The organism is Rhizobium sp. BK377 (assembly GCF_014193935.1).
In the GTDB taxonomy this organism is placed as follows: Bacteria; Pseudomonadota; Alphaproteobacteria; order Rhizobiales; family Rhizobiaceae; genus Rhizobium.
Window position 1 is genome coordinate 405,529 of sequence record NZ_JACIAC010000003.1, and the last position, 19,424, is coordinate 424,952.

The following is a 19,424-nucleotide window of genomic DNA, read 5'->3' on the forward strand; positions in this document are numbered from 1 at the left end:
TCTGAAAACGTATGATCAGGTCGAAGGGATACATTGGGGAAAGTCCCACGGCCGGGAGCAAAGACCGCTCGACGCAGAGCGGCATGGGAGAGAACCTGGGAGGTTGCCTATGACGAGGATTTCACTCGGCCGTGCCGTCCTGCGCGGCACCATTTCGACTGCTTTAATGGTATCGTTGATGTCCGCGTCTGCGCTGGGTGCGCCGGTCGATTTAAGCAAATGGTCGCCGGAATACGTTCGCTCCATCGCCGGCACACAGGATTTTGACACGGCCGGCGATTGCGGCAAGGTCACTCCGCTCGACTACAAGGGGCGACTGACTTTCTGGTACCAAGGCGTGTTCGAGGGCGATCCCGACCTCCTGCGGCAGTATTACAAGGACTTCTTCGAGACCTTCCGCAAAACCTATCCAAACATCCAGCTTGAGGAACAAGCCCTCACTTATAATGACCTGCTGGACAAGTTCCGGACCGCGCTCCTTGGCAATGCAGCGCCCATGGCGGTCCGTCTGCAAATCCTGGGTGGCACCGAGTTCGCCTCAAAGGGCTATCTGCAGCCGCTCAAACCCGAGGATGTAGGCTATTCGACCGAGGACTTCTGGCCCGGTGCGATGAAGGCCGTGACCTGGGAGGGGGTAACCTACGGCATTCCGACTAATAATGAAACGATGGCGTTCATCTGGAACGCCGACATCTTCAAGCGTGCGGGCCTCGATCCGGACAAGGCTCCGGCAACCTGGGACGATGTCGTCAAATATTCCAAGCAGATCCACGACAAGCTCGGCGTTGCAGGTTACGGCCTCGTGGCACGCAAGAATGCAGGCAATACGCCGTACCGTTTCATGCCACAGCTGTGGGCCTATGGCGGCGGCGTCTTCGACGAAGCTGCTGCCAACCCGACCTATAAGGAAGTCGAGCTCAATAGCCCGCAAAGCAAGGCGGCATTGCAAGCCTCCTACGACATGTATGTTCGCGACAAGTCGGTTCCGGTTTCGGCGCTCACAAACCAGCAGGCCGATAACCAGCCCCTCTTCCTGGCTGGCCAGCTCGGCATGATGATCTCGCACCCGTCAGACTATAACGTCATGCTCGACCTGCAGAAGAAGACGACAGGAAGCGACAAGGAAAAGGCGCAGACCGTCATCGACAACATGCGTTACGGCCTGATTCCGACAGGCCCCGACGGCAAGCGTGCCGTCGTGTTCGGCGGCTCCAACATTCACATCCTGAAGCCCGAATATGTCGAGGGAGGCAAGGTAGACGAGCCGGCGGCAAAGGCTATCATCTGCATGTGGACGAGCCCGGAATGGTCGCTGAAGATGGCCTATGCCGGCTCTAACCCGGGAAACCTTAACGGCTTCAAGACCAAATGGATGAAGGAACGTCTTGATAGCATCAAGTTCCTTGATGTCACGACCTCGATGCTGCCATACGGCATCCCCTTCCCGGCGCTGCCACAGTCGCCTGAGATCATGAATATCATCGTCCCGGACATGCTGCAGAATGCCCTGACAGGAGCCATGACCGTCGACCAAGCAGCGGACGACGCGGCCAAGAAGGTCAAAGACCTGATGGACGGCGGTCTCTAGTCCAAGCCTGACCACGATCTGACCGGCTGCGCCGACACCGCAGCCGGTTTCTTCCGAAGAACGAGGGCAGGCATAGTGACGATCTTGACTGGCAAGGCCGAGGCGCGCCGAAGACTGCAACCCGACAGGTTCGGCGTGCTGCGAAAGATCTGGGAGCATCGCGCGGACTACGCGTATGTGCTTCCTTCGATCGCGGTGATGCTCATCGTCATCGCCTACCCTATCTACTATACGATCGAGCTGTCATTCTTCAATACTCCGCCTGGCCTGCAGCTTCGAGACAAGATTTTTGTCGGCCTCGACAACTACATCGCCATCCTCACAAGTCCAGTGTTCTGGAAGGTCACCTCGAATACTCTTATCTGGACGCTGGGATCCACTTTCATCTCATTTGTCCTGGGATTTGCCTGTGCCCTGGCGCTCCACCGCGACTTTGTTGGCCGCGGCATCCTGCGCGCCATCCTGATCATTCCCTGGGTCATCAGCGCGGTCGCCGCGTCCTATATCTGGAAGTGGATCTACCATTCGGACTTCGGGATCATCGGCGCGGTGCTCGTCGGCCTCGGATTGGCGGATCGGCCGCCGAATTTCATCGACAGCGTCAGCACGGTGCTGCCCTCGTTGATCGTCGTCAATATCTGGCGAGAGTTTCCGTTTGCCATGATCATGATGATGGCTGGCCTGCAGACAGTTCCCGACCAGTTGCTGCGCGCCGCAAAAGTCGACGGAGCCAATGCTTGGCAGCGGTTCTGGCACGTCACCTTTCCGCACTTGAGAAACGTCTCGACGGTGACGATCCTTCTGCTCGCAGTGGCCAACTTCAATTCCTTCATCATACCCTGGATCATGACCGGCGGCGGGCCATCGAACGCATCGCATATCTGGATCACCCACATTTATGAACTCGCCTTCGGCCGCCAGCGCTGGGGGGTGGCATCGGCCTATTCGGTGCTGCTGTTCCTGATCCTGATGTCGCTCGGCTACTTCTACGTCCGTGCGCTGAGCGGTAACGAACGGAAGGACGGAAGCGAATGAGCGCGATTGCCGAGACTGCTCATCGAAGTCAGGCGCGGCGCCTCGCGCGCATCGATGGGTGGCGGTGGGGTGGACGCATCTTCCTGGTGTTCATGCTCCTTTACACCGCGCTACCGATGATCTGGATGCTGATCACCTCGATCAAATCCGGCTTCGCGGCCATGCAATTCCCGCCGCAATGGTGGCCGGACCAACCGACCCTCGCGAGCTATCAGAAGCTGCTCGATCCCCAAAACAGCGTCGGCCAGGACTTCCTGCGCTTCTTCTGGAATAGCCTTTTCGTCTCCACTGCCACGACCATCCTCTCGGTGATTGTGGCGGTTCCTGCGGCCTACGCCTTTTCGCGCTTCACCTTCCCGGGCCGGAACTTTCTGTTCTTCGCCGTCTTGCTCCGCAACATGTTCCCGGCAGTGATCTTTCTCGTGCCGCTCTTCATCCTGATGCGCGCGATCGGGCTGGTAAACACGCATGGGTCGCTCGTCCTTACCTACCTCACATTCGGCCTGCCGCTGGCAATCTGGCTCCTCAAGGGCTTCTACGACAACATTCCGGTACAGCTCGAGCAGGCCGCACGCATCGACGGGGCAACGCGGTTCCAGGCCTTTGTCCTGATCGTGATGCCGCTATCGGCGCCAGGCATCATCGCCACGGCGATCTATTCCTTCATCGGCGCGTGGAACGAGTACATCTACGCCTACACGTTCCTGTCCAAGAACGAGCAACTGACGCTCCCGGTCGGCATCCAGCGCTTCTTCTCGGAAAACACGACGGACTTTCCGGGCCTGATGGCGGCAAGCTTCATGATGAGCGTGCCCGTCGTGGTCCTGTTCCTCGTTCTTCAACGATACTTCGTACGCGCCCTCACGGAAGGCGCGGTCAAGCACTAGAGGAGTTGCCGGTGGCCCACGTGGTCCTCAAAGATCTGGTCAAGACCTATGGCGCCTTCAAAGCTGTCAACGATGTTTCGCTGACGGTCAATGACGGCGAATTCGTTGCGCTCGTCGGCCCTTCAGGCTGCGGCAAGACAACCACGCTCAATCTTGTCGCAGGGCTCATCCCGGTCACATCGGGCGACATCGTCATCGGCGACCGAGTGGTCAACGACCTTGACCCCAAGGACCGGGACATCGCAATGGTGTTCCAGAACTACGCGCTCTATCCCCAGAAATCGGTCTACAAAAATCTGGCGTTCCCGCTGCAGATGCGCAAACTGCCGCGGGACGAGATCGACAAGAAGGTCAGGGAAGCAGCGCGCGTGCTCGACATGACGCAGTTGCTCGAGCGCAAGCCACGCGAACTTTCCGGCGGGCAACAGCAGCGCGTAGCGCTCGGCCGTGCCCTCGTTCGCGATCCGGCAGTATTTCTGATGGATGAACCACTTTCCAACCTCGACGCAAAGCTGCGCGTGCAGATGCGCTCGGAGATCAAGCGTTTTCACCAGGACCTCAAGGCGACGATCATCTATGTGACGCATGACCAGCTCGAAGCCGTGACCATGGCCGACAGGATGGCGGTGATGAACGGCGGCTATCTGCAGCAATACGATACTCCGGCGCAGGTCTTTGCCCATCCGGTGAACATGTTCGTCGCCAGCTTCGTCGGCAGCCCGGCGATGAGCCTTGTCCCACTGGAGGCATCAACGGCAGGCGGCGAGACGGTGTTGACCAGCGCGGAGGGCTGGCGCCTCGAGCTTTCGCAAAAAAACGCCCAGAAGGTCACGAGGGCAACCAGCAGGAAAATCGTGCTCGGCGCACGCCACTCGACGATCAGGCTGCACAAGAGTGCGATGCCTGGGACCGTCCCTGCCAAGGCCTACACGGTGGAGCCGACCGGAGACGTGACTTTCGTACAGGCGTTTCTCTCCGGCGCCATCGTCAATGTCAGCGTCCCGCCGACCATTGCCGTCGCGCCCGACGAACAGATCTGGCTCGAGTTCGATCAGGAGCGGATGCATCTGTTCGACGGCGAAACGGAAATGGCCCTCAAGGCCAACTAAGACCAGGCGGATGCGCGTGAAACGAGGGCGTCTATGACTGCGAAGCTTAAAATCACGGCGATCAAGCCCTATCCGGTATGGGTAGGAACGCGCAACCAGATGCTGGTCAAGGTGGAGACCGACAACGGCATCTTCGGCTGGGGCGAGAGTGGCTTGAGCGGTCGCGAGAAGGCCGTGACCGGCGCGATCGAGCACTATCGCGAGTTCCTTATCGGCCGCGACCCGATGCAGATCGGACGGATCTGGCAGGAAGTTTATCGCAGCCAATATTTCGAAGGCGGCCGCGTTCTGCAGGCGGCGATTTCCGCCATCGATATTGCCCTCCACGACATCAAGGGCAAGGCGCTGGGCGTGCCTGCCTACGAACTGCTTGGCGGCAAGCAGCGCGACCGCATTCCGACCTTTGCCTCCACCGGCGACGAGGCCGAGGGCGATGTTGCCATCGAACGAGCTCGCGAACTCCGTGCAGAAGGGTGGCAGGCCATCCGCTTCTTCCCCATCGGGCAAAGCAGCAGCGACATCTTTGAGCCGCGCGAGTCGATCGGGCCTACCGCACGTATGCTGAACAAGGCACGCGAGGTGCTCGGCGACGACGTCGTCCTCGGCATCGACTATCATCATCGGCTGTCGGCGGCGGAGGCGGCGAGCTTCTGCAACAAGCTCGGCCGCGGTGTGCTTGATTTCCTCGAGGAGCCGATACGAGACGAGACACCCGAGGCCTACGAATCCCTGCGCAAGATGACGGACATCCCGTTCGCCATCGGCGAGGAATTTGCCAGCAAGTGGCAGTTCCTGCCCTATATCGAGCGTGGCATCCATCAGTTCAATCGGCTCGATGTCTGCAACGTTGGCGGGCTCACTGAGGCGATGAAGGTCGCTGGCTGGAGCGAGGCGCACTATGTGGACCTGATGCCGCACAATCCCCTTGGTCCAGTCTGCACGGCTGCGACTATCCATCTCGCCGCCGCGGTGCCGAATTTCGCTTGGCTCGAGACCAGGGCGCCCGAGGCGAAGCTCGGCTTCGATAATTCCGACTTCTTCCCTGTGCAACCACGGCTCGACGGCCCCGATTATCCGGTGAGCGACCTGCCGGGGCTCGGCGTCGAGGTCAACGAAGAAGCGGTCAAGGCGCAGAGCTTTCGCTTCTGGGAAGCGCCTCACCTGAAGCGCCGCGACGGTTCTGTCACAAACTGGTAGTTTCATCCACCGGAGCCTAAAATGACGCATACGCCCGATATCACGCGACCGCCCAAAGAGCTGATCGATGCGCTGAAGGAGATCGGCGCCGCGACCATTGCCGGTACGCTCGGCCACATGGGTTTCCGCAATCCGCACATGGTCGGTCCAGTGGCCCAGAGCCGTGGGAAGTCGATCGTCGGCCCGGCGCTCACCCTTCAATTCCTGCCGCAGCGGCCGGACCTTTTCAATGAGGGAGAATATGCCGATCCGGAGACGCAGTTGCACCGGCACGTGCTCTATCACGCGCAGGAGGGCGATGTTGTCGTGGTCGACGCGCGCGGCGACATGAGCTCTGGCGTCTTCGGCGATATGATGTCGACCTATTTCAAAGGCAGAGGCGGCGCCGGTATCGTGATCGATGGCTGCATGCGCGATCGGCCCAATGTCGAAAAGCTCGATCTCGCCCTCTGGCTGCGTGGCTGGACACCCAACTACCATGTGCAGACCAGCATTTATCCCAACGCCGTCAACGTTCCGATTGCCTGCGGCGGTGTCACGGTCATCCCCGGCGACATCATCGTCGCCGACGACGACGGGGTGGTGGTTCTTCCGGTCGCCATGGCCGCAAAAGTTATCGAAGAATCGCAAAAGCATCACGATTGGGAGGAGTTCTCTCGGCTGAAGCTTATGGAGGGTGGGTCGTTGCAGCGCTACTATCCGCTGCATGAGGATGCCCGCGCAGAATACGAAGAGTGGCGCAAAACAAAACGCCCGGGAATAACTTAGCCGACGGATTACCCTGGGCGGGCGGCGATCTTTCTGATGTATCGCCGGCGTCTACATAAAAAACACGGAGTCGAATTTCGCCGCCGGCTATTGCATTGACTGATTGAAAATCGATGTGTGCCGATTTGAAATTTACATGGCGTCCACTTGAAACCAGATCGGTGGCGTGCTCGCAGCGGGCGGAAGATCTCGTGGTTCCTCAGTCAGGGCCTGTGGCTGTTCGGGTTGTTTCGCACTCGCGACGCAGCGGGTTGCAATCGCCGGCCGGCGCATTTGCTGCGGCATGTGAAAATGGCCAACCGAAAACGACGATGGGCATTGAATTTGAACGGGGCCGATCTGGCCGCAAGATGGGACGCCGACCTCCGCGAATGAACCCCGACTGAATGATGCTTTCAGCTTCCGTTCCGAAGGGAGCGACTAGAAGAAAGCCGTTCAACCGCGGTCTTATCCGCCTGAGGAGACATAGTCATGATCCGTACATCTATGATGGCAACCACCCTCGTCGCACTTGTGGGCATCACCGCCGTAGCCCCCGCCATGGCCAATGATGTTCGTATCGAACAATATGGCTGGTCGAACTCTGCCGGTGGGGCGCAAGAAGGATACGGAAACCGGATCAGAACCTACCAGAACGGTGACTACAATCGCGTTCTTGGCCATCAATATGGTCGTCACAATCTTTCAGCTATCGGCCAGGAAGGCAACGACAACTATGGCGCCACCTATCAGAACGGCAACCGCAACGTAGCGGGCATCGGCCAATTTGGCTCCAGCCATACGACCATCCTTACGCAGGACGGCAATGGCAACATCGCCGCTGGCGTCCAAGTCGGCCATGGCTGCAACGCCAATGTCAGCCAGGGCGGCAACGGCAATGTCGCGGCCTTCGTCCAGGCCTGCCCGTAAGCGACTGCGATGACGTGAAAGAGGTCAGTATCGCAACAGCAGACCATCAAGGGAAACGACCATGCCAAATAGCATCAAACATCCGCGCTGCGCGATGACGATCCTCGCGCTGGTCCTGCTTCCCGTCGGCGCGGTTGCCGCCACGACGACTGCCAACCAATCTGACGGGGCGCAGCTTTGCGAAATCAAAGCAACGCCTGGCGCAGGTATGGTGAGACTGGATGCGCTCCTCCACGCCGACAAGCGTGTCGGGGGGGCGTACACCTTCCATGTCGAAAAATTGGGAGAAGGCGGAAGCTCCACGATCAACCAGAGTGGCGATTTTGATGCCATCAAGGGACATACGGCAATCCTTGGTTCAGTCTCGCTCGACTCGAAAGGAGCAAAATACAAAGCCACACTGGACGTTGTCATTCAGGATAGGAGTTTCAGTTGCACGAAGCAGATCGGCGGCGACTAATCGGCCTCCGCACGCTGTAATTTTCCTAAAGGGGCGCCGGTTTCCGGCGTCCTTTTGCTTTCGGGTCGAAACGACTGAACGACAACTGAACGGGAAATTCCGACTGGGTTCAGCTGCAAGATGCCAAGGTTGATCATCGGCTCAGGCAGCCGAACATGGAGATCAGGATGACCAGCAACGTATTTAAGATCCTTACCGTCACTCTTCTTGCCGGGAGCCTCGGCCAAGTAGCCTTGTCTGCACCAGCCCATGCCGGCGGCCGGATCTCGTTCAACCTCGCGCCTGATAATGCCGAGGATGCGGATCTTTTTTCAACAGGGCTGCGCGTCTATTCGCTCTATCGCGGCCTGAAAGACGCCGACATCCGGCAGCTGGGCAGAGGTAACGCGGCTGGTATCGCTCAGGCTGGCCATCGCAACCTCGGCTTCATCCAGCAGCGGGGCAGTGGTCATTCCGCGACCTTGCGGCAGAACGGCAACAACAATGCCTACGGGATTTTCCAGTATGGGCGAAATACCGAAACCGACGTGGTGCAGGATGGGGATAATGGCAGCGGTGCCACCTTCAGCTACGGCTGGTAAGGCAGATCCAACAGTCTAAAGACGACGTTACATTGTTTCAGCAACAACTATTCGCCGCTTTTTTCGCAGGCAAACGCAATGCCCATCACCTAGAGAATCGCTCCGACCAGCCGGCATCTTTTGGCTGCTGGCTCACGCAGACCAGACGCAGAAAGGCCCACTGTCCCGACGAGGACTCCGGGCGCGGCCTGTTGAATGCGGCTTTCCTTCAAAACGTGTTGTCTGTGCCTCGGTTCGGTCGTCGATAGCTTTGGGTAATCGGACGTCATGGTTGGTCAAGAACCTTTGCCCCTCGTCACGGCTTGGTTGGGCAGCCCTTTGCCAGGCGAGATATTTGGTCTCGCGCCCCCGTGAGTTCAAAGCCAGTGCTGTATTCCACATCGGCCTCGACGGCATACATGGTCGCGAAATCAATGCCAGATGTGAGGGCGGCAAGCAGCTTCGGATGCTTCGAGAGAACAGTCGTTCGTCGATCGGGACTGTGCCCATCAAGGCGGATCGTCTCTTTGTACTTCCCAATCTCGAAGCGCGCCGATCGCAGGCCCATGTCGCCAACAGTGGCATCGCCAATCTCGAAAATGAGACGGTTCTTGGCGTCGCAACGCACCATGTAACAAGCCTCGTTGTCGGTCGCATCAACCACAGAGCATGTTCCAACCGCTCCAGCATGCGAACCCCTAAGCCGGACCCATGGAGCGGGTGGTTCGACTTCCTGTGCAAGCGCAGGCGATGCCGCAAGGCACACGCCAAACACACAGGCTGCCACGCCAACCATGCCTGCAACTACTGGTCCGTGAAACCTCATCCGATCCTCGTTTTTCTGTGACGTGCGAGCCCAAGAGCGTCTCTACCTGGACACGCTTGTCAAGATCGATTGACGGGAAACGCAGATCAACAGGCGGGTGGCGCTTATGATCACGCCTCGCTCGTTTCGACAGGCCGGTCGGCCCATCGCAACGGGATCGACTGGGCTTAGTTATATTGCAGCGACGTGGATGTGAGCCGCCGCCGCTCGGATGAACCGACGGAAAGATCACGCGACCGCCCTTCGACAATCGTCATCCACCTAACGCGGTTAGGGCGGCGAGCCCCTTCTCGAACTTTTCAGGATCAAGACCGGCTCGCTCGGCCTGAAAGCGATTGTCCTCCAGATCGGCCCGTTTGACGGCCCTGGCCAGCGCGTTGGATGCGGCTCTTCGGATAAAAGAAACATCATTCTCGCCGGACCTGCGGGTCAGGGCATCGACCGCAGCAATGACGCTAGCAGAAAATCCTTCCTCTCGAAGGCGATCGATGGTCCAGCCCGGGGCTTTCTCCGGAATATCGTGGAGATAGGCGACGACTTTTTCAGACTCGCTCATCACCTTCCCGGCGACGCGCTCGCAATGCTGAAAATAAGGGTTTCCAATCTTGTCCTGCTGTCCTTCGTGCGCATCCATGGCGACTTGTCTTGCATGATCCAGATGTCGTGCTGTCTGCATGGTCCAGCCTGCCTTTCTCGATTACGATGTATAACACGCTGTCTGGCCCAGAGGTTTCCGGTATGCGCGAGCGACCACCATTCTCTTCACTTCTGAAACTCGGGAAATCGGAACTCAGTATACCTCGCGCGGCGCGGCGACTTCTCCGACGACCTGCAGAATAGGTGCTACGCCCATAGGCAGCGCACTGCTCAACGTACCTGCCGTCTCATCTGCTCGACTGATATATCTTCTTATACGGCAATCTGGTCAGCAGTTCTCAGGCGTCGCGCCGCTTGAAAGAAGGCTTTGCCAGTGGCGGGCGCTTTCCAGGACAGATGCCAATCGCAAGCGCCGTGTTGACTCCGCCATCTGAACAATCCGGGGATCACTCCGACTTTTCAACGTAATAGGCCGGAAGCGGTCCTACGCGTTCAGCTCGTCGAGAGATCGGAACGAACGGACCGCCGTCTGTTTCAACATCCGCAATGGCCGTCGGCGCTCATGGGGTGAAGAATCCAAAACGTTTTGGCTTGACTCCCAAAACGTTTTGGAAAATTCTCTTGCCGATTTGGAGAAAGATCTTGGCCAACCTCAAACAGCTCGCGCACTCGCTTGGACTGTCGATCACGACCGTGTCCCGCGCGCTCGATGGTTATGCAGATGTGTCCGCCGCCACGCGCGAGCGTGTTTGCGAGGCTGCGGAGAAGGTAGGCTATCGGCCGAATGCTTCCGCTCGTCGCCTCCGCAGGCAGCGCGCCGAACTCGTTGCCGTCACGCTGCCGAGCGATCCGGGCCATATCGGCCCTCCGCATTTCCTCGATATGTTGTCCGGCTGCGCCGAACACCTTGCTGCTGCGGGCCTTAATCTGGTGATTGCACCGGTGCCGCGCGGCGAGAGCGAACTCGACATCTGTCGCCGCTTCGTCGATGGCCGCCGAGTCGACGCCATGCTCCTCGTCCGCACCAAGCGCAGGGACGAACGCGTCGAATTCCTGCAGTCGCGCGGCATTCCCTTCGTCACCAACGGCCGCACCGAAAGCCTGCTGCCCCATCCTTATGTCGACGGCGACGGCTTTGCCGGCTTTCGGGCCGCGACGCTACGCTTCCATGCTGCCGGCCACCGCCGCATCGGCCATATCGCCGGCCCGCAGGAATACTACTTCGCACATGACCGCTGTCGTGGCTGGCGGACGGCGATGGAGGAATGCGGCCTTGCCACCGACCTCTGCGCCGAAGGCGCGCCGTTGGAACAGGGCGGGTATCTCGCGGCACTGGAACTTTTGCGCCAACCATCCCGTCCGACAGCACTCGTCTGTGCCACGGACGAAATGGCGATCGGGGCACTGAGAGCGCTGCGCGAGGCCGGTGGCGACAACCAGATCAGCATCGTCGGCCATGATGACCTGCCGATGGGCGCCTTCACCAGTCCGCCACTCTCGACCATGCGCATGACTGGCGAAAACCTCGGCGCGAGCTTCGCCTCGCTGCTGCTCCGCGCCATTGCCGGGGAGCCCGCCACAGAACTCCAGGAGCTTCACCCGATCGAGTTCGTCGATCGCGACAGCCATCGCCGTCCCGCCCAGGCGGCATAGACAGAAGTGCATCTCAAACAAAGAACAATGAAGGAGGAGAAGATGAAACATATCATGTCATTGGGAATTCTGGCTTCCACCGTGCTGGCCTTCGCTTCGCCTACGCTTGCCCAGACGGTTTTCGTGTCCACCCAGCTTCGTCCGATCGAGGAGGCGACCGTCGTCCGCGAGGAGCTGTTAAAGGATGTCGGCTCGGTTGATTACGTGGTCGAGGAGCCGCCGCAGTTTGCTGTTCGCATGGAGGCCGAACGTCAAGCCGGTAAGCGCACCGTCAGTCTCGTCGGTGCGCTGCATGGGGAGCTCTCGCCGCTAGCCGACAAGGACACGTTGGAACCGCTCGACGATCTCGCCAAGAAGCTGGCAGCGAGCGGCATGCCGCAGTCGTTGCTCGACCTTGGCAAACTCGGCAAACCGACCCAGCAGTACATCCCGTGGATGCAGGCGACCTATGTGATGGCTGCCAAGAAGGAAGCGCTGCAATACCTGCCGCCTGGCGCCGACGTGAACGCGCTGAACTACGATCAGTTGATCGAGTGGGGCAAGAATATGCAGGAGGCGACGGGCCAGCCGCAGATCGGTTTCCCGGCCGGCCCGAAGGGGCTGATGGCGCGTTATTTCCAGGGTTATTTCTATCCGTCCTTCACGGGCGGTGTCGTGCGCACCTTCAAGAGTGCCGATGCGACGGCCGGCTGGGAGAAGCTGAAGACGCTGTGGGCCTATGTGACACCGAACTCCACCAGCTACGATTTCATGCAGGAGCCGCTCGCTGCCGGCGAAGTTATGGTCGCCTGGGACCACATCGCCCGGCTGAAGAATGCCATTTCAGCTGCACCGGATGATTATGTGGTCTTTCCCGCTCCTGCCGGTCCCAAAGGTCGTGGCTACATGCCAGTCGTTGCTGGTCTCGCCATTCCGAAGGGCGCGCCCGACAAGGCCGGCGCAGAAAAAATCATCGAACACCTTTCCATGCCGAATACCCAGCTCCTGACCGCCTCCAAGGTCGGCTTCTTCCCGACCCTGAATGTCAAGCTGCCGCCGGATCTCGACGCCGGCGTCGCCCTTCTCGCTGGTGCGGTCACCGCCACCCAGGCTTCCAAGGACGCTGTCATCTCGCTGCTTCCGGTCGGCCTCGGCGACAAGGGCGGTGAGTTCAACAAGGTCTACATGGATAGTTTCCAGCGCATCGTGCTGCAGAACGAGCCCGTTGCAGACGTGCTGAAGATCCAGGCCGCCACGTTGGCCAAGCTGATGACCGACACGAAAGCTGCCTGCTGGGCGCCTGATGCCAAGAGCGACGGCCCCTGCCCGGTCGAATAAATCCGCCCTGAGAGACACGTCCGGGCGAAATGCCCGGCCGCTCAACCCTCTGCTCGTCGAGGCGCATGCCGATGACCAATAGCCGACCCTGGATCCCCTATCTGCTGATCCTGCCATCCGTCGCCTTTCTGGCGCTGCTGTTCGTCGTGCCGCTGGTGCAGACAATCTGGCTGGCGGTTTCGGACAACGGCGCGCCGTCGCTAGCGAATGCCGAGCGCATGGTAACCGACATCAATTTCACTCGCTCGGTGAAAAACACCTTCCTGCTGACGATCGCGGTCGTGCCGGTGCAGATCGCCATTGCGCTTGCCATGGGCACAATGGTCGCCAAAGTCGACCGCGGGCGCGAGACGATCCTGTGGATCTGGACAATCCCGCTCGGCATCTCCGATCTTGCCGCCGGTCTCGTCTGGCTATCGATCCTGCAGAATACCGGCTATTTGAATTCGCTGCTCTTCGGCCTCGGCGTCATCGGCAGGCAAACAAGCTGGCTCTCCTACCAGACGCCGGTCGCGCTCTTCATCGCGATTGCAGTTGCCGAAATCTGGCGCGGCACGGCCATCGTCATGGTCATCATCGTCGCCGGTCTCAACCAGGTTCCGAAGGAATTCAGAGAAGCTGCCGAAATCTTCGGTGCCGGTTCATGGACACGCTTCTGGCGCATCACCCTGCCGCTGATCCGTCCGGCTCTGCAATCGGCTCTGATCCTGCGCACCGTGCTCGCCTTCGAGGTCTTCGCGGTAGTCTATGCGCTCGGCGGACGCAATTTCCCGGTCCTCGTTGGTGAGGCCTACAACTGGCAGAACCAGAACCAGAACTACAGCGTCGCTGCCGCCTACGCGGTGCTGATCATGATCATCTCGCTTGCCGCCACGCTCATCTATTTGAAGGCCTTGAAGGTTGATCCGGAGCGCCTGCCATGACCACGGATATCGTCAGTAGGACCAACGACATCCCCAGCGCTGCCGGCTTCGTTTCCTCACGGCGCTGGCTTCTCTGGAGTGGCATCGTGGCGCTCTGCGCCTGGGTTCTGGTGCCGATTTATCTGGTCGCGCTCGGCGCACTCGGCGGTCGCCAAGGCGTCTATATCTGGCCGAAGACCGGCCTGCCCACGGGCATTTCGCTCGAGCCCTTCCTTCTCTTCTTGAAGAGCGAAGGCGTCGTTCATTCCTTTCTCAATTCGCTGGGTGCAGCAGGTATCACAGTCGGCTTGTCCATCCTGCTCGGCGCGCCTGCCGGTTATGCACTCGCCCGCTACGAGTTTCGCGGCAAGGACAGCTACCGGCTTCTGGTGCTGCTGACCCGCGCCTTTCCGCTGGCGATCCTGGCATTGCCGCTGACAGTCTCCTTCATTCGGCTCGGTCTCTACGATACGATCCTCGGCGTCGGCCTCATTCATACGGTCCTGGCGCTGCCTTTTGCGGCACTCGTCACGCAAGGCATTTTCCTCGGCGTGCCGAAGGAGTTGGAGGAAGCCGCCTGGGTGTTCGGCTGCACCCGCATCCAGGCCTTCTTCAAGGTGGTGGCACCCTTAGCGCTTCCCGGCATCGTCGCAACCGCAGTCTTTGCCTTTGTCATCTCGTGGAACGAGGTCTTTGCCGCCTCGGTGCTGACTGTGCGCAACCGCACGCTGACCGCCTACCTGCTAACGGTGCTGTCGGAGAGCCCGATGCACTATCGCTTTGCCGGGGGACTGATGCTCATCCTTCCCTCGGTTGTCTTCATCTTCGCGGTCAGACGCTACCTCTTCGCGATCTGGGGCATTTCCTCCAAATAACGGGACCAGAGATATGGCCAATATTGTCATCGACCGCATCCGCAAGAGCTTCGGAGCCTTCCAGGCGCTGAAAGAGGTCTCGCTGACGATCAACGACGGCGAATTCGTGTCGCTGCTCGGTCCGTCCGGCTGCGGCAAGACCACGCTGCTGCGCATCATCGCCGGCCTTGAGACCGCAACATCGGGAGATGTCCGTATCGGCGATAGGTCGGTGATCGGCTTGCCACCCAAGGATCGCGGCCTTGCGATGGTCTTCCAGAACTATGCGGTCTTTCCGCATATGACGGTCTATGAGAATGTCGCCTTCGGGCTGCGGATGCAGAAGGCCGACGACGCACGCGTGAAGGCGCAAGTCGAGAAGGCCGCAGGCCTGTTGCATATCGAGCAATATCTCGACCGCTACCCCAACAGGCTTTCAGGCGGCCAGCGCCAACGCGTCGCGGTCGCCCGTGCCCTTGCCGTTGAACCAAAGGTTCTGTTGATGGACGAGCCGCTTTCGAACCTCGACGCGCTGCTCCGCCTCGAAATGCGCACCGAACTCAAGACCGTACTGCACGCGGCGGGGACCACAACGATCTATGTCACCCACGACCAGACGGAAGCCATGGGCCTTTCGGACCGCATCGCCGTCATGCATGGTGGCGTCGTCGAGCAGGTCGGCCATCCGGTCGATATCTACAATCACCCGGCAACACGTTTTGTCGGCGGCTTCATCGGCAACCCGCCGATGAACTTCATCAAGGTCCCGGTTTCGAACGGTCAGGTTGCGGCAGGCGCCGAACAGCTTGCCGCGCCACAGGAAGCCAGCGATCAAATCATCCTTGGCCTTCGCGGCGAGGCCGTCGAACTCGCGCCGCTGCCACAGGGCCTGGAAATGAGAGTGCGCGTTGCCGAGCCGATGGGATCGCACCTGCTCTTGACCGGCTCGATCCACGACCAGCCGGTGCGCGTCATTCTGCCGGCGTCTGAAACCGTAAAGAGCGGCGACTCGATCGGTCTGAAGCTCGACCAAAAGCGCATTACCTGGCTTTCGCCCGAAAGCGGCAAGTCCTTCCCCGCCGTTTTGACATGAGAATACCGGAGTATCAGAAATGAACGTGCATATCGACCAGGCGAAGCGTATCCTCGCCGCGAACGATCGCGGCGGCTATACCGTGCCGACCGACCGGCTCTACCCCTTCCAGTGGAACTGGGATTCGGCCTTCGTCGCCATGGGGTTCGCGCTCTACGATGTGGACCGCGCCTATCTTGAGCTCGAGCGGCTGGTCGAAGGCCAGTGGGCGGACGGGATGATTCCGCATATCGTCTTCCACGCGCCAAGCGATACCTATTTCCCGGGGCCGAATATCTGGCGCACGAAGCACCGGATCCCGACCTCCGGCATAACCCAGCCCCCGGTCTTCGCGATCGCACTGCGCAGGCTGCATGAAGCCGCAGGCAAGGATGCCGATTCACGCACCCTTCGCCTCTACGATGCGGCGCTGAAATGGCATCGCTGGTGGTATTCCGCCCGCGATCCCGAGGGCACCGGTCTCGTCGCGCTACTGCATCCGTGGGAAAGCGGCAGCGACAATTCTCCCGCCTGGGACATCGCACTCGCCCGGGTACCGACCACTACCGATACGCCTGTCGAGCGTAAGGATACCAGCCATGTGGATGCTGACATGCGCCCGCGCGACGAGGATTATCGCCGTTTCATCCATCTCGTCGATACCTATGCCGCCTGCGGCTGGGATCCGGCAAGGCAATGGGAAAAAGCGCCATTCAAGGTCGCCGAAATCCAGACGAGCGCGATCCTCCTCAAGGCCGGCGAAGACTTGGAAGTCCTTGCCCGCGCGTTTGGCCGGATGGATGACGTGGCCGAGATCGCAGCGTTGAATATGTTGACCCGGAACGGGATTCTCGCCCAGTGGCGTCCTGCCCTGTCACAGTTTGTTTCGCGCGATCTCCTTTCTGGCCAAGATATCGAGGCAGCAACTCAGGCCGGCTTCATACCGCTCCTCTCGGTCGACCTCGAAAAACCAGTCGCGGATGCATTGGTCGATGAGATGAAGGCATGGTCCAAGAACCTCAAGGTCGCCTTCCCGACCACCAAGCCGGGGATCCCGAGCTGGGAGCCGAAACGCTACTGGCGCGGTCCCGCCTGGGCGATCATCAACTGGCTGCTGATCGACGGACTGGAGCGCAATGGCTACGCGGATACTGCCGAAGTGCTGCGGAAATCGACGATTGCGGCGATCGAAGCGGAAGGTTTCGCCGAATATTTCGACCCCGTCACCGGCGAAGGCTGCGGCGGCCTCGGATTTTCCTGGACGGCGGCCGCGTATCTGTGGCTTGAGCGACCGGCGGCGATGCGCCGAGTGCTTTCTTGAACATGGCGATAAACGCAGAAACAGATTCATATCGAAGTGCATGCGCCTGCCAGCGACCTGCTGGATCTCTGGAGCGATTGCCTTGTCGCTTCAAACACATATACGCCTTATAAATCTTGACTTGTATTATCATGTTATTTAGCGGTTTTGTGCTGACGGTCTCGGCTCGCGAGGTCAGGCGACGATTGGTTAGGGGATTTTTGCATGAAATTCATATTGGGGTGCACAGTAGTTATGACCGCTGTGGCAAGCGGTTCCGCGTACGGGCAAAGTGTCAGCGAGTTGGCACCGATAGTGATCAGCACGAAGAAAGACGCCACTTCGACAATCGGAACCTTGCCGGAAGACTATGCAGGCGGACAGGTCGCCAAGGGCGCACGCCTGGGAGCTTTGGCGAATCGGGGTTTTATGGAGACCCCCTTTAATGTGACCGGGTATACATCCCAGACAATCGAAAACCAGGGTGCGCAGACCGTAGGTGAGGTGATGGACAACGATCCTTCGGTCAGAAACACCCACTCGTCCGGAGGTATGTTGGATTCCTTCTACATCAGAGGCTTTCCGGTCGGCGAAGGGAACGCCGGCGAAATCGCCTTCGATGGGATTTATGGGATCGCTCCCACCTACCGGGTCTTCACCGACTATGCCGAGCGGGTCGAGGTGCTAAAGGGTCCGACAGCTTTCCTTTACGGCATCTCTCCCAACAGCGCCGTCGGCGGCACGATCAACATCGTTCCGAAGCGAGCACTCGAGGAGGATCTGACGCGGCTAACGACAGATTACGCTTCCGACTTCCAGGGCGGGGTGCACGTCGACATGTCGCGCCGGTTTGGTGATGAACGGCAATTTGGCATTCGCTTGAACGGCAGTGTCCACGGTGGTGACACACCGATAGACGATCAGACGCGCGACTTTTACGTCGGAGCCCTGGCTCTTGATTATCAAGGGGAAAATCTCCGGGCCACATTCGACGTGATCGGACAGCGCGAGACGTTCGACGCGCCTCAGCGTCCTTTCCTTCAAACCTCCGGCCTGATCGTGCCGGATGCACCTGACGGATCGCTCAATGTTCAGGAGCCGTGGGAGTGGTCGAAGAGCGCGGACCGCTCGGTCCTAGGCAGGGTCGAATACGACCTGAGTGAAGATATCACCTGGTTTGGCGCTGTAGGTGGCGGAAACTCTCACGTGCATCGCCTTTTTGGCCTGCCCACCATCCTGAATTCGGCCGGCGACGTCACCATCACGCCACAGAATGCGGTGTTCGACGTCGACAGACTGACGGCAGAAACGGGTATCCGTGCCAAGTTTGACACCGGGCCGATCTCCCACACAATGACCCTCCAGGCGAGTTATCTCCACCAGAGCCTCGATCGTGCGATCATTTCAGGCACTGCCCAACTCAGCAATATGTACGACCCTGTCCGTCGTATCGAGCAGTTCGTCGCTGATCCCAGCTCAGTGCCGAAGGTTTCGGAAGCCAGCCTGTCCGGCATCGGCCTTTCGGATACTTTGTCGATGCTGGACGAGCGCGTGCAATTGACGCTTGGCGGGCGCTTCCAGCAGATCGATTCGAAGAACTTCAACGCAGCAACAGGTGCTATCTCGTCGTCTTCGGACGAAGACGCCGTCACGCCGCTCGTTGGCCTTGTTGTCCGCCCCTGGGACGAGGTTTCCTTCTATGCCAATTACGCGCAGGGGCTAAGCATAGGCGATACGGCTCCCACCACTGCCATCAATGCGGGCGAAACGCTCGCTCCGTACAAGACGACCCAATACGAGATCGGTACGAAGATCGACCTCGGGCAGATTGCCATGACCGTCAGTGCCTTCCAGATCGAGAAGCCCTTCGGCCAATTGGAGCCAAGCGGCATCGGCCAGATCTTCACCGCTGGCGGGGAGCAGCGCAACCGCGGCGTTGAATTCAACGTGTTTGGCGAGGTGACGGATGATCTGCGCCTGCTTGGCGGCTTGGTGCTGATGGATGGCGAACTGACGAATACGTCGAGCGCTTCGACCCGTGGCAAGCGCCCGATCGGCGTACCCAAGATCCAGGCCAATATCGGGGCCGAATGGGACGCGTCTTTCCTGGAAGGCCTGACGCTGACGGCCAATGTCATTCACACCGGCGAACAGTACATCAACACGACGAACACGCTGAAGATCCCTTCCTGGACACGGTTTGACCTGGGCGCGCGTTACAAGACGGAGATCGAAAAAAGGCCCGTCACCTTCCGGGCCTCCGTCGAAAACGTCTTCGATAAGGATTACTGGTCTGGAGTCGCAAGCTTCAGCACCATCGCCCAAGGTGCGCCGCGGACCTTCAAGGTGTCGATGACCACAGACTTCTGAGGCGGTTGAAAGTAGTCAAG

The 19,424-nt window shown here is 59.6% G+C and carries 18 protein-coding genes; 16 read left to right on the top strand and 2 right to left on the bottom strand.

What is annotated here, in order from left to right:
• The first annotated feature begins 109 nt into the window (after positions 1–109).
• From FHT92_RS16520 to FHT92_RS16560, 9 genes are all read left to right on the top strand, one after another.
• Positions 110–1,588, top strand: coding sequence for an ABC transporter substrate-binding protein (locus FHT92_RS16520; RefSeq protein ID WP_183742271.1), 1,479 nt, complete (start codon positions 110–112; stop codon positions 1,586–1,588).
• 75 nt (positions 1,589–1,663) lie between these two features.
• Complete coding sequence (locus FHT92_RS16525; protein WP_183742269.1) at positions 1,664–2,623, top strand: carbohydrate ABC transporter permease; 960 nt, start codon at positions 1,664–1,666, stop codon at positions 2,621–2,623.
• On the top strand, positions 2,620–3,510 hold the full coding sequence (locus FHT92_RS16530) for a carbohydrate ABC transporter permease (RefSeq protein WP_183742266.1): 891 nt from the start codon (positions 2,620–2,622) through the stop codon (positions 3,508–3,510). Before FHT92_RS16525 ends, FHT92_RS16530 begins: the two co-directional genes overlap by 4 nt.
• A gap of 11 nt (positions 3,511–3,521) precedes the next feature.
• Positions 3,522–4,619, top strand: a complete 1,098-nt coding sequence (locus FHT92_RS16535; protein ID WP_183827104.1) for an ABC transporter ATP-binding protein — start codon at positions 3,522–3,524, stop codon at positions 4,617–4,619.
• A gap of 33 nt (positions 4,620–4,652) precedes the next feature.
• Positions 4,653–5,816 (top strand): mandelate racemase/muconate lactonizing enzyme family protein, encoded by a 1,164-nt coding sequence (locus FHT92_RS16540; RefSeq protein WP_183827107.1) that lies wholly within the window; start codon positions 4,653–4,655, stop codon positions 5,814–5,816.
• Positions 5,817–5,837: 21 nt separating this feature from the next.
• Positions 5,838–6,584 (top strand): ribonuclease activity regulator RraA, encoded by a 747-nt coding sequence (locus tag FHT92_RS16545; protein WP_183827110.1) that lies wholly within the window; start codon positions 5,838–5,840, stop codon positions 6,582–6,584.
• Between the two features lie 471 nt (positions 6,585–7,055).
• Positions 7,056–7,493, top strand: coding sequence for a curlin (locus FHT92_RS16550; protein ID WP_183827113.1), 438 nt, complete (start codon positions 7,056–7,058; stop codon positions 7,491–7,493).
• Between the two features lie 61 nt (positions 7,494–7,554).
• Positions 7,555–7,953, top strand: a complete 399-nt coding sequence (gene csgH / locus FHT92_RS16555) for a curli-like amyloid fiber formation chaperone CsgH (protein ID WP_183827116.1) — start codon at positions 7,555–7,557, stop codon at positions 7,951–7,953.
• A 167-nt stretch (positions 7,954–8,120) separates the two neighbouring features.
• Complete coding sequence (locus FHT92_RS16560; protein ID WP_183827119.1) at positions 8,121–8,534, top strand: curlin; 414 nt, start codon at positions 8,121–8,123, stop codon at positions 8,532–8,534.
• Positions 8,535–8,829: 295 nt separating this feature from the next.
• Here the strand turns inward: FHT92_RS16560 and FHT92_RS29305 are convergent, their stop codons facing one another.
• Together FHT92_RS29305 and FHT92_RS16570 are read right to left on the bottom strand one after the other, a co-directional pair.
• The gene (locus FHT92_RS29305) at positions 8,830–9,177 is read right to left on the bottom strand and encodes a hypothetical protein (protein ID WP_312858769.1); all 348 of its coding nucleotides are present in this window, start codon (positions 9,175–9,177) and stop codon (positions 8,830–8,832) included.
• Positions 9,178–9,592: 415 nt separating this feature from the next.
• Complete coding sequence (locus FHT92_RS16570) at positions 9,593–10,015, bottom strand: HD domain-containing protein (RefSeq protein ID WP_183827125.1); 423 nt, start codon at positions 10,013–10,015, stop codon at positions 9,593–9,595.
• A 563-nt stretch (positions 10,016–10,578) separates the two neighbouring features.
• Here FHT92_RS16570 and FHT92_RS16575 point away from each other — a divergent pair.
• From FHT92_RS16575 to FHT92_RS16605, 7 genes are all read left to right on the top strand, one after another.
• Positions 10,579–11,589 (top strand): LacI family DNA-binding transcriptional regulator, encoded by a 1,011-nt coding sequence (locus tag FHT92_RS16575; RefSeq protein WP_183827128.1) that lies wholly within the window; start codon positions 10,579–10,581, stop codon positions 11,587–11,589.
• 42 nt (positions 11,590–11,631) lie between these two features.
• Positions 11,632–12,906, top strand: coding sequence for an ABC transporter substrate-binding protein (locus tag FHT92_RS16580; RefSeq protein WP_183827131.1), 1,275 nt, complete (start codon positions 11,632–11,634; stop codon positions 12,904–12,906).
• Between the two features lie 71 nt (positions 12,907–12,977).
• Complete coding sequence (locus FHT92_RS16585; RefSeq protein WP_183827134.1) at positions 12,978–13,829, top strand: carbohydrate ABC transporter permease; 852 nt, start codon at positions 12,978–12,980, stop codon at positions 13,827–13,829.
• Complete coding sequence (locus tag FHT92_RS16590) at positions 13,826–14,683, top strand: carbohydrate ABC transporter permease (RefSeq protein WP_183827137.1); 858 nt, start codon at positions 13,826–13,828, stop codon at positions 14,681–14,683. The genes FHT92_RS16585 and FHT92_RS16590 overlap by 4 nt, the downstream gene beginning before the upstream one ends.
• 13 nt (positions 14,684–14,696) lie before the next feature.
• Positions 14,697–15,755 carry an ABC transporter ATP-binding protein gene (locus FHT92_RS16595; protein ID WP_183827141.1) on the top strand — a complete coding sequence of 353 codons (1,059 nt, stop codon included), beginning with the start codon at positions 14,697–14,699 and terminating at the stop codon, positions 15,753–15,755.
• A 19-nt stretch (positions 15,756–15,774) separates the two neighbouring features.
• Positions 15,775–17,055 carry an MGH1-like glycoside hydrolase domain-containing protein gene (locus tag FHT92_RS16600; protein WP_183827145.1) on the top strand — a complete coding sequence of 427 codons (1,281 nt, stop codon included), beginning with the start codon at positions 15,775–15,777 and terminating at the stop codon, positions 17,053–17,055.
• A 204-nt stretch (positions 17,056–17,259) separates the two neighbouring features.
• The gene (locus FHT92_RS16605) at positions 17,260–19,404 is read left to right on the top strand and encodes a TonB-dependent receptor (protein ID WP_183827148.1); all 2,145 of its coding nucleotides are present in this window, start codon (positions 17,260–17,262) and stop codon (positions 19,402–19,404) included.
• Positions 19,405–19,424 lie beyond the last annotated feature (20 nt).

Coding starts and splice junctions, on each gene's coding strand:
- FHT92_RS16605 (WP_183827148.1), top strand. CDS start 17,260: ATGAAATTCATATTGGGGTGCACAGTAGTTATGACCGCTGTGGCAAGC.
- csgH (WP_183827116.1), top strand. CDS start 7,555: ATGCCAAATAGCATCAAACATCCGCGCTGCGCGATGACGATCCTCGCG.
- FHT92_RS16580 (WP_183827131.1), top strand. CDS start 11,632: ATGAAACATATCATGTCATTGGGAATTCTGGCTTCCACCGTGCTGGCC.
- FHT92_RS16550 (WP_183827113.1), top strand. CDS start 7,056: ATGATCCGTACATCTATGATGGCAACCACCCTCGTCGCACTTGTGGGC.
- FHT92_RS16530 (WP_183742266.1), top strand. CDS start 2,620: ATGAGCGCGATTGCCGAGACTGCTCATCGAAGTCAGGCGCGGCGCCTC.
- FHT92_RS16585 (WP_183827134.1), top strand. CDS start 12,978: ATGACCAATAGCCGACCCTGGATCCCCTATCTGCTGATCCTGCCATCC.
- FHT92_RS16590 (WP_183827137.1), top strand. CDS start 13,826: ATGACCACGGATATCGTCAGTAGGACCAACGACATCCCCAGCGCTGCC.
- FHT92_RS16520 (WP_183742271.1), top strand. CDS start 110: ATGACGAGGATTTCACTCGGCCGTGCCGTCCTGCGCGGCACCATTTCG.
- FHT92_RS16540 (WP_183827107.1), top strand. CDS start 4,653: ATGACTGCGAAGCTTAAAATCACGGCGATCAAGCCCTATCCGGTATGG.
- FHT92_RS16570 (WP_183827125.1), bottom strand. CDS start 10,015: ATGCAGACAGCACGACATCTGGATCATGCAAGACAAGTCGCCATGGAT.
- FHT92_RS16545 (WP_183827110.1), top strand. CDS start 5,838: ATGACGCATACGCCCGATATCACGCGACCGCCCAAAGAGCTGATCGAT.
- FHT92_RS16560 (WP_183827119.1), top strand. CDS start 8,121: ATGACCAGCAACGTATTTAAGATCCTTACCGTCACTCTTCTTGCCGGG.
- FHT92_RS16595 (WP_183827141.1), top strand. CDS start 14,697: ATGGCCAATATTGTCATCGACCGCATCCGCAAGAGCTTCGGAGCCTTC.
- FHT92_RS16600 (WP_183827145.1), top strand. CDS start 15,775: ATGAACGTGCATATCGACCAGGCGAAGCGTATCCTCGCCGCGAACGAT.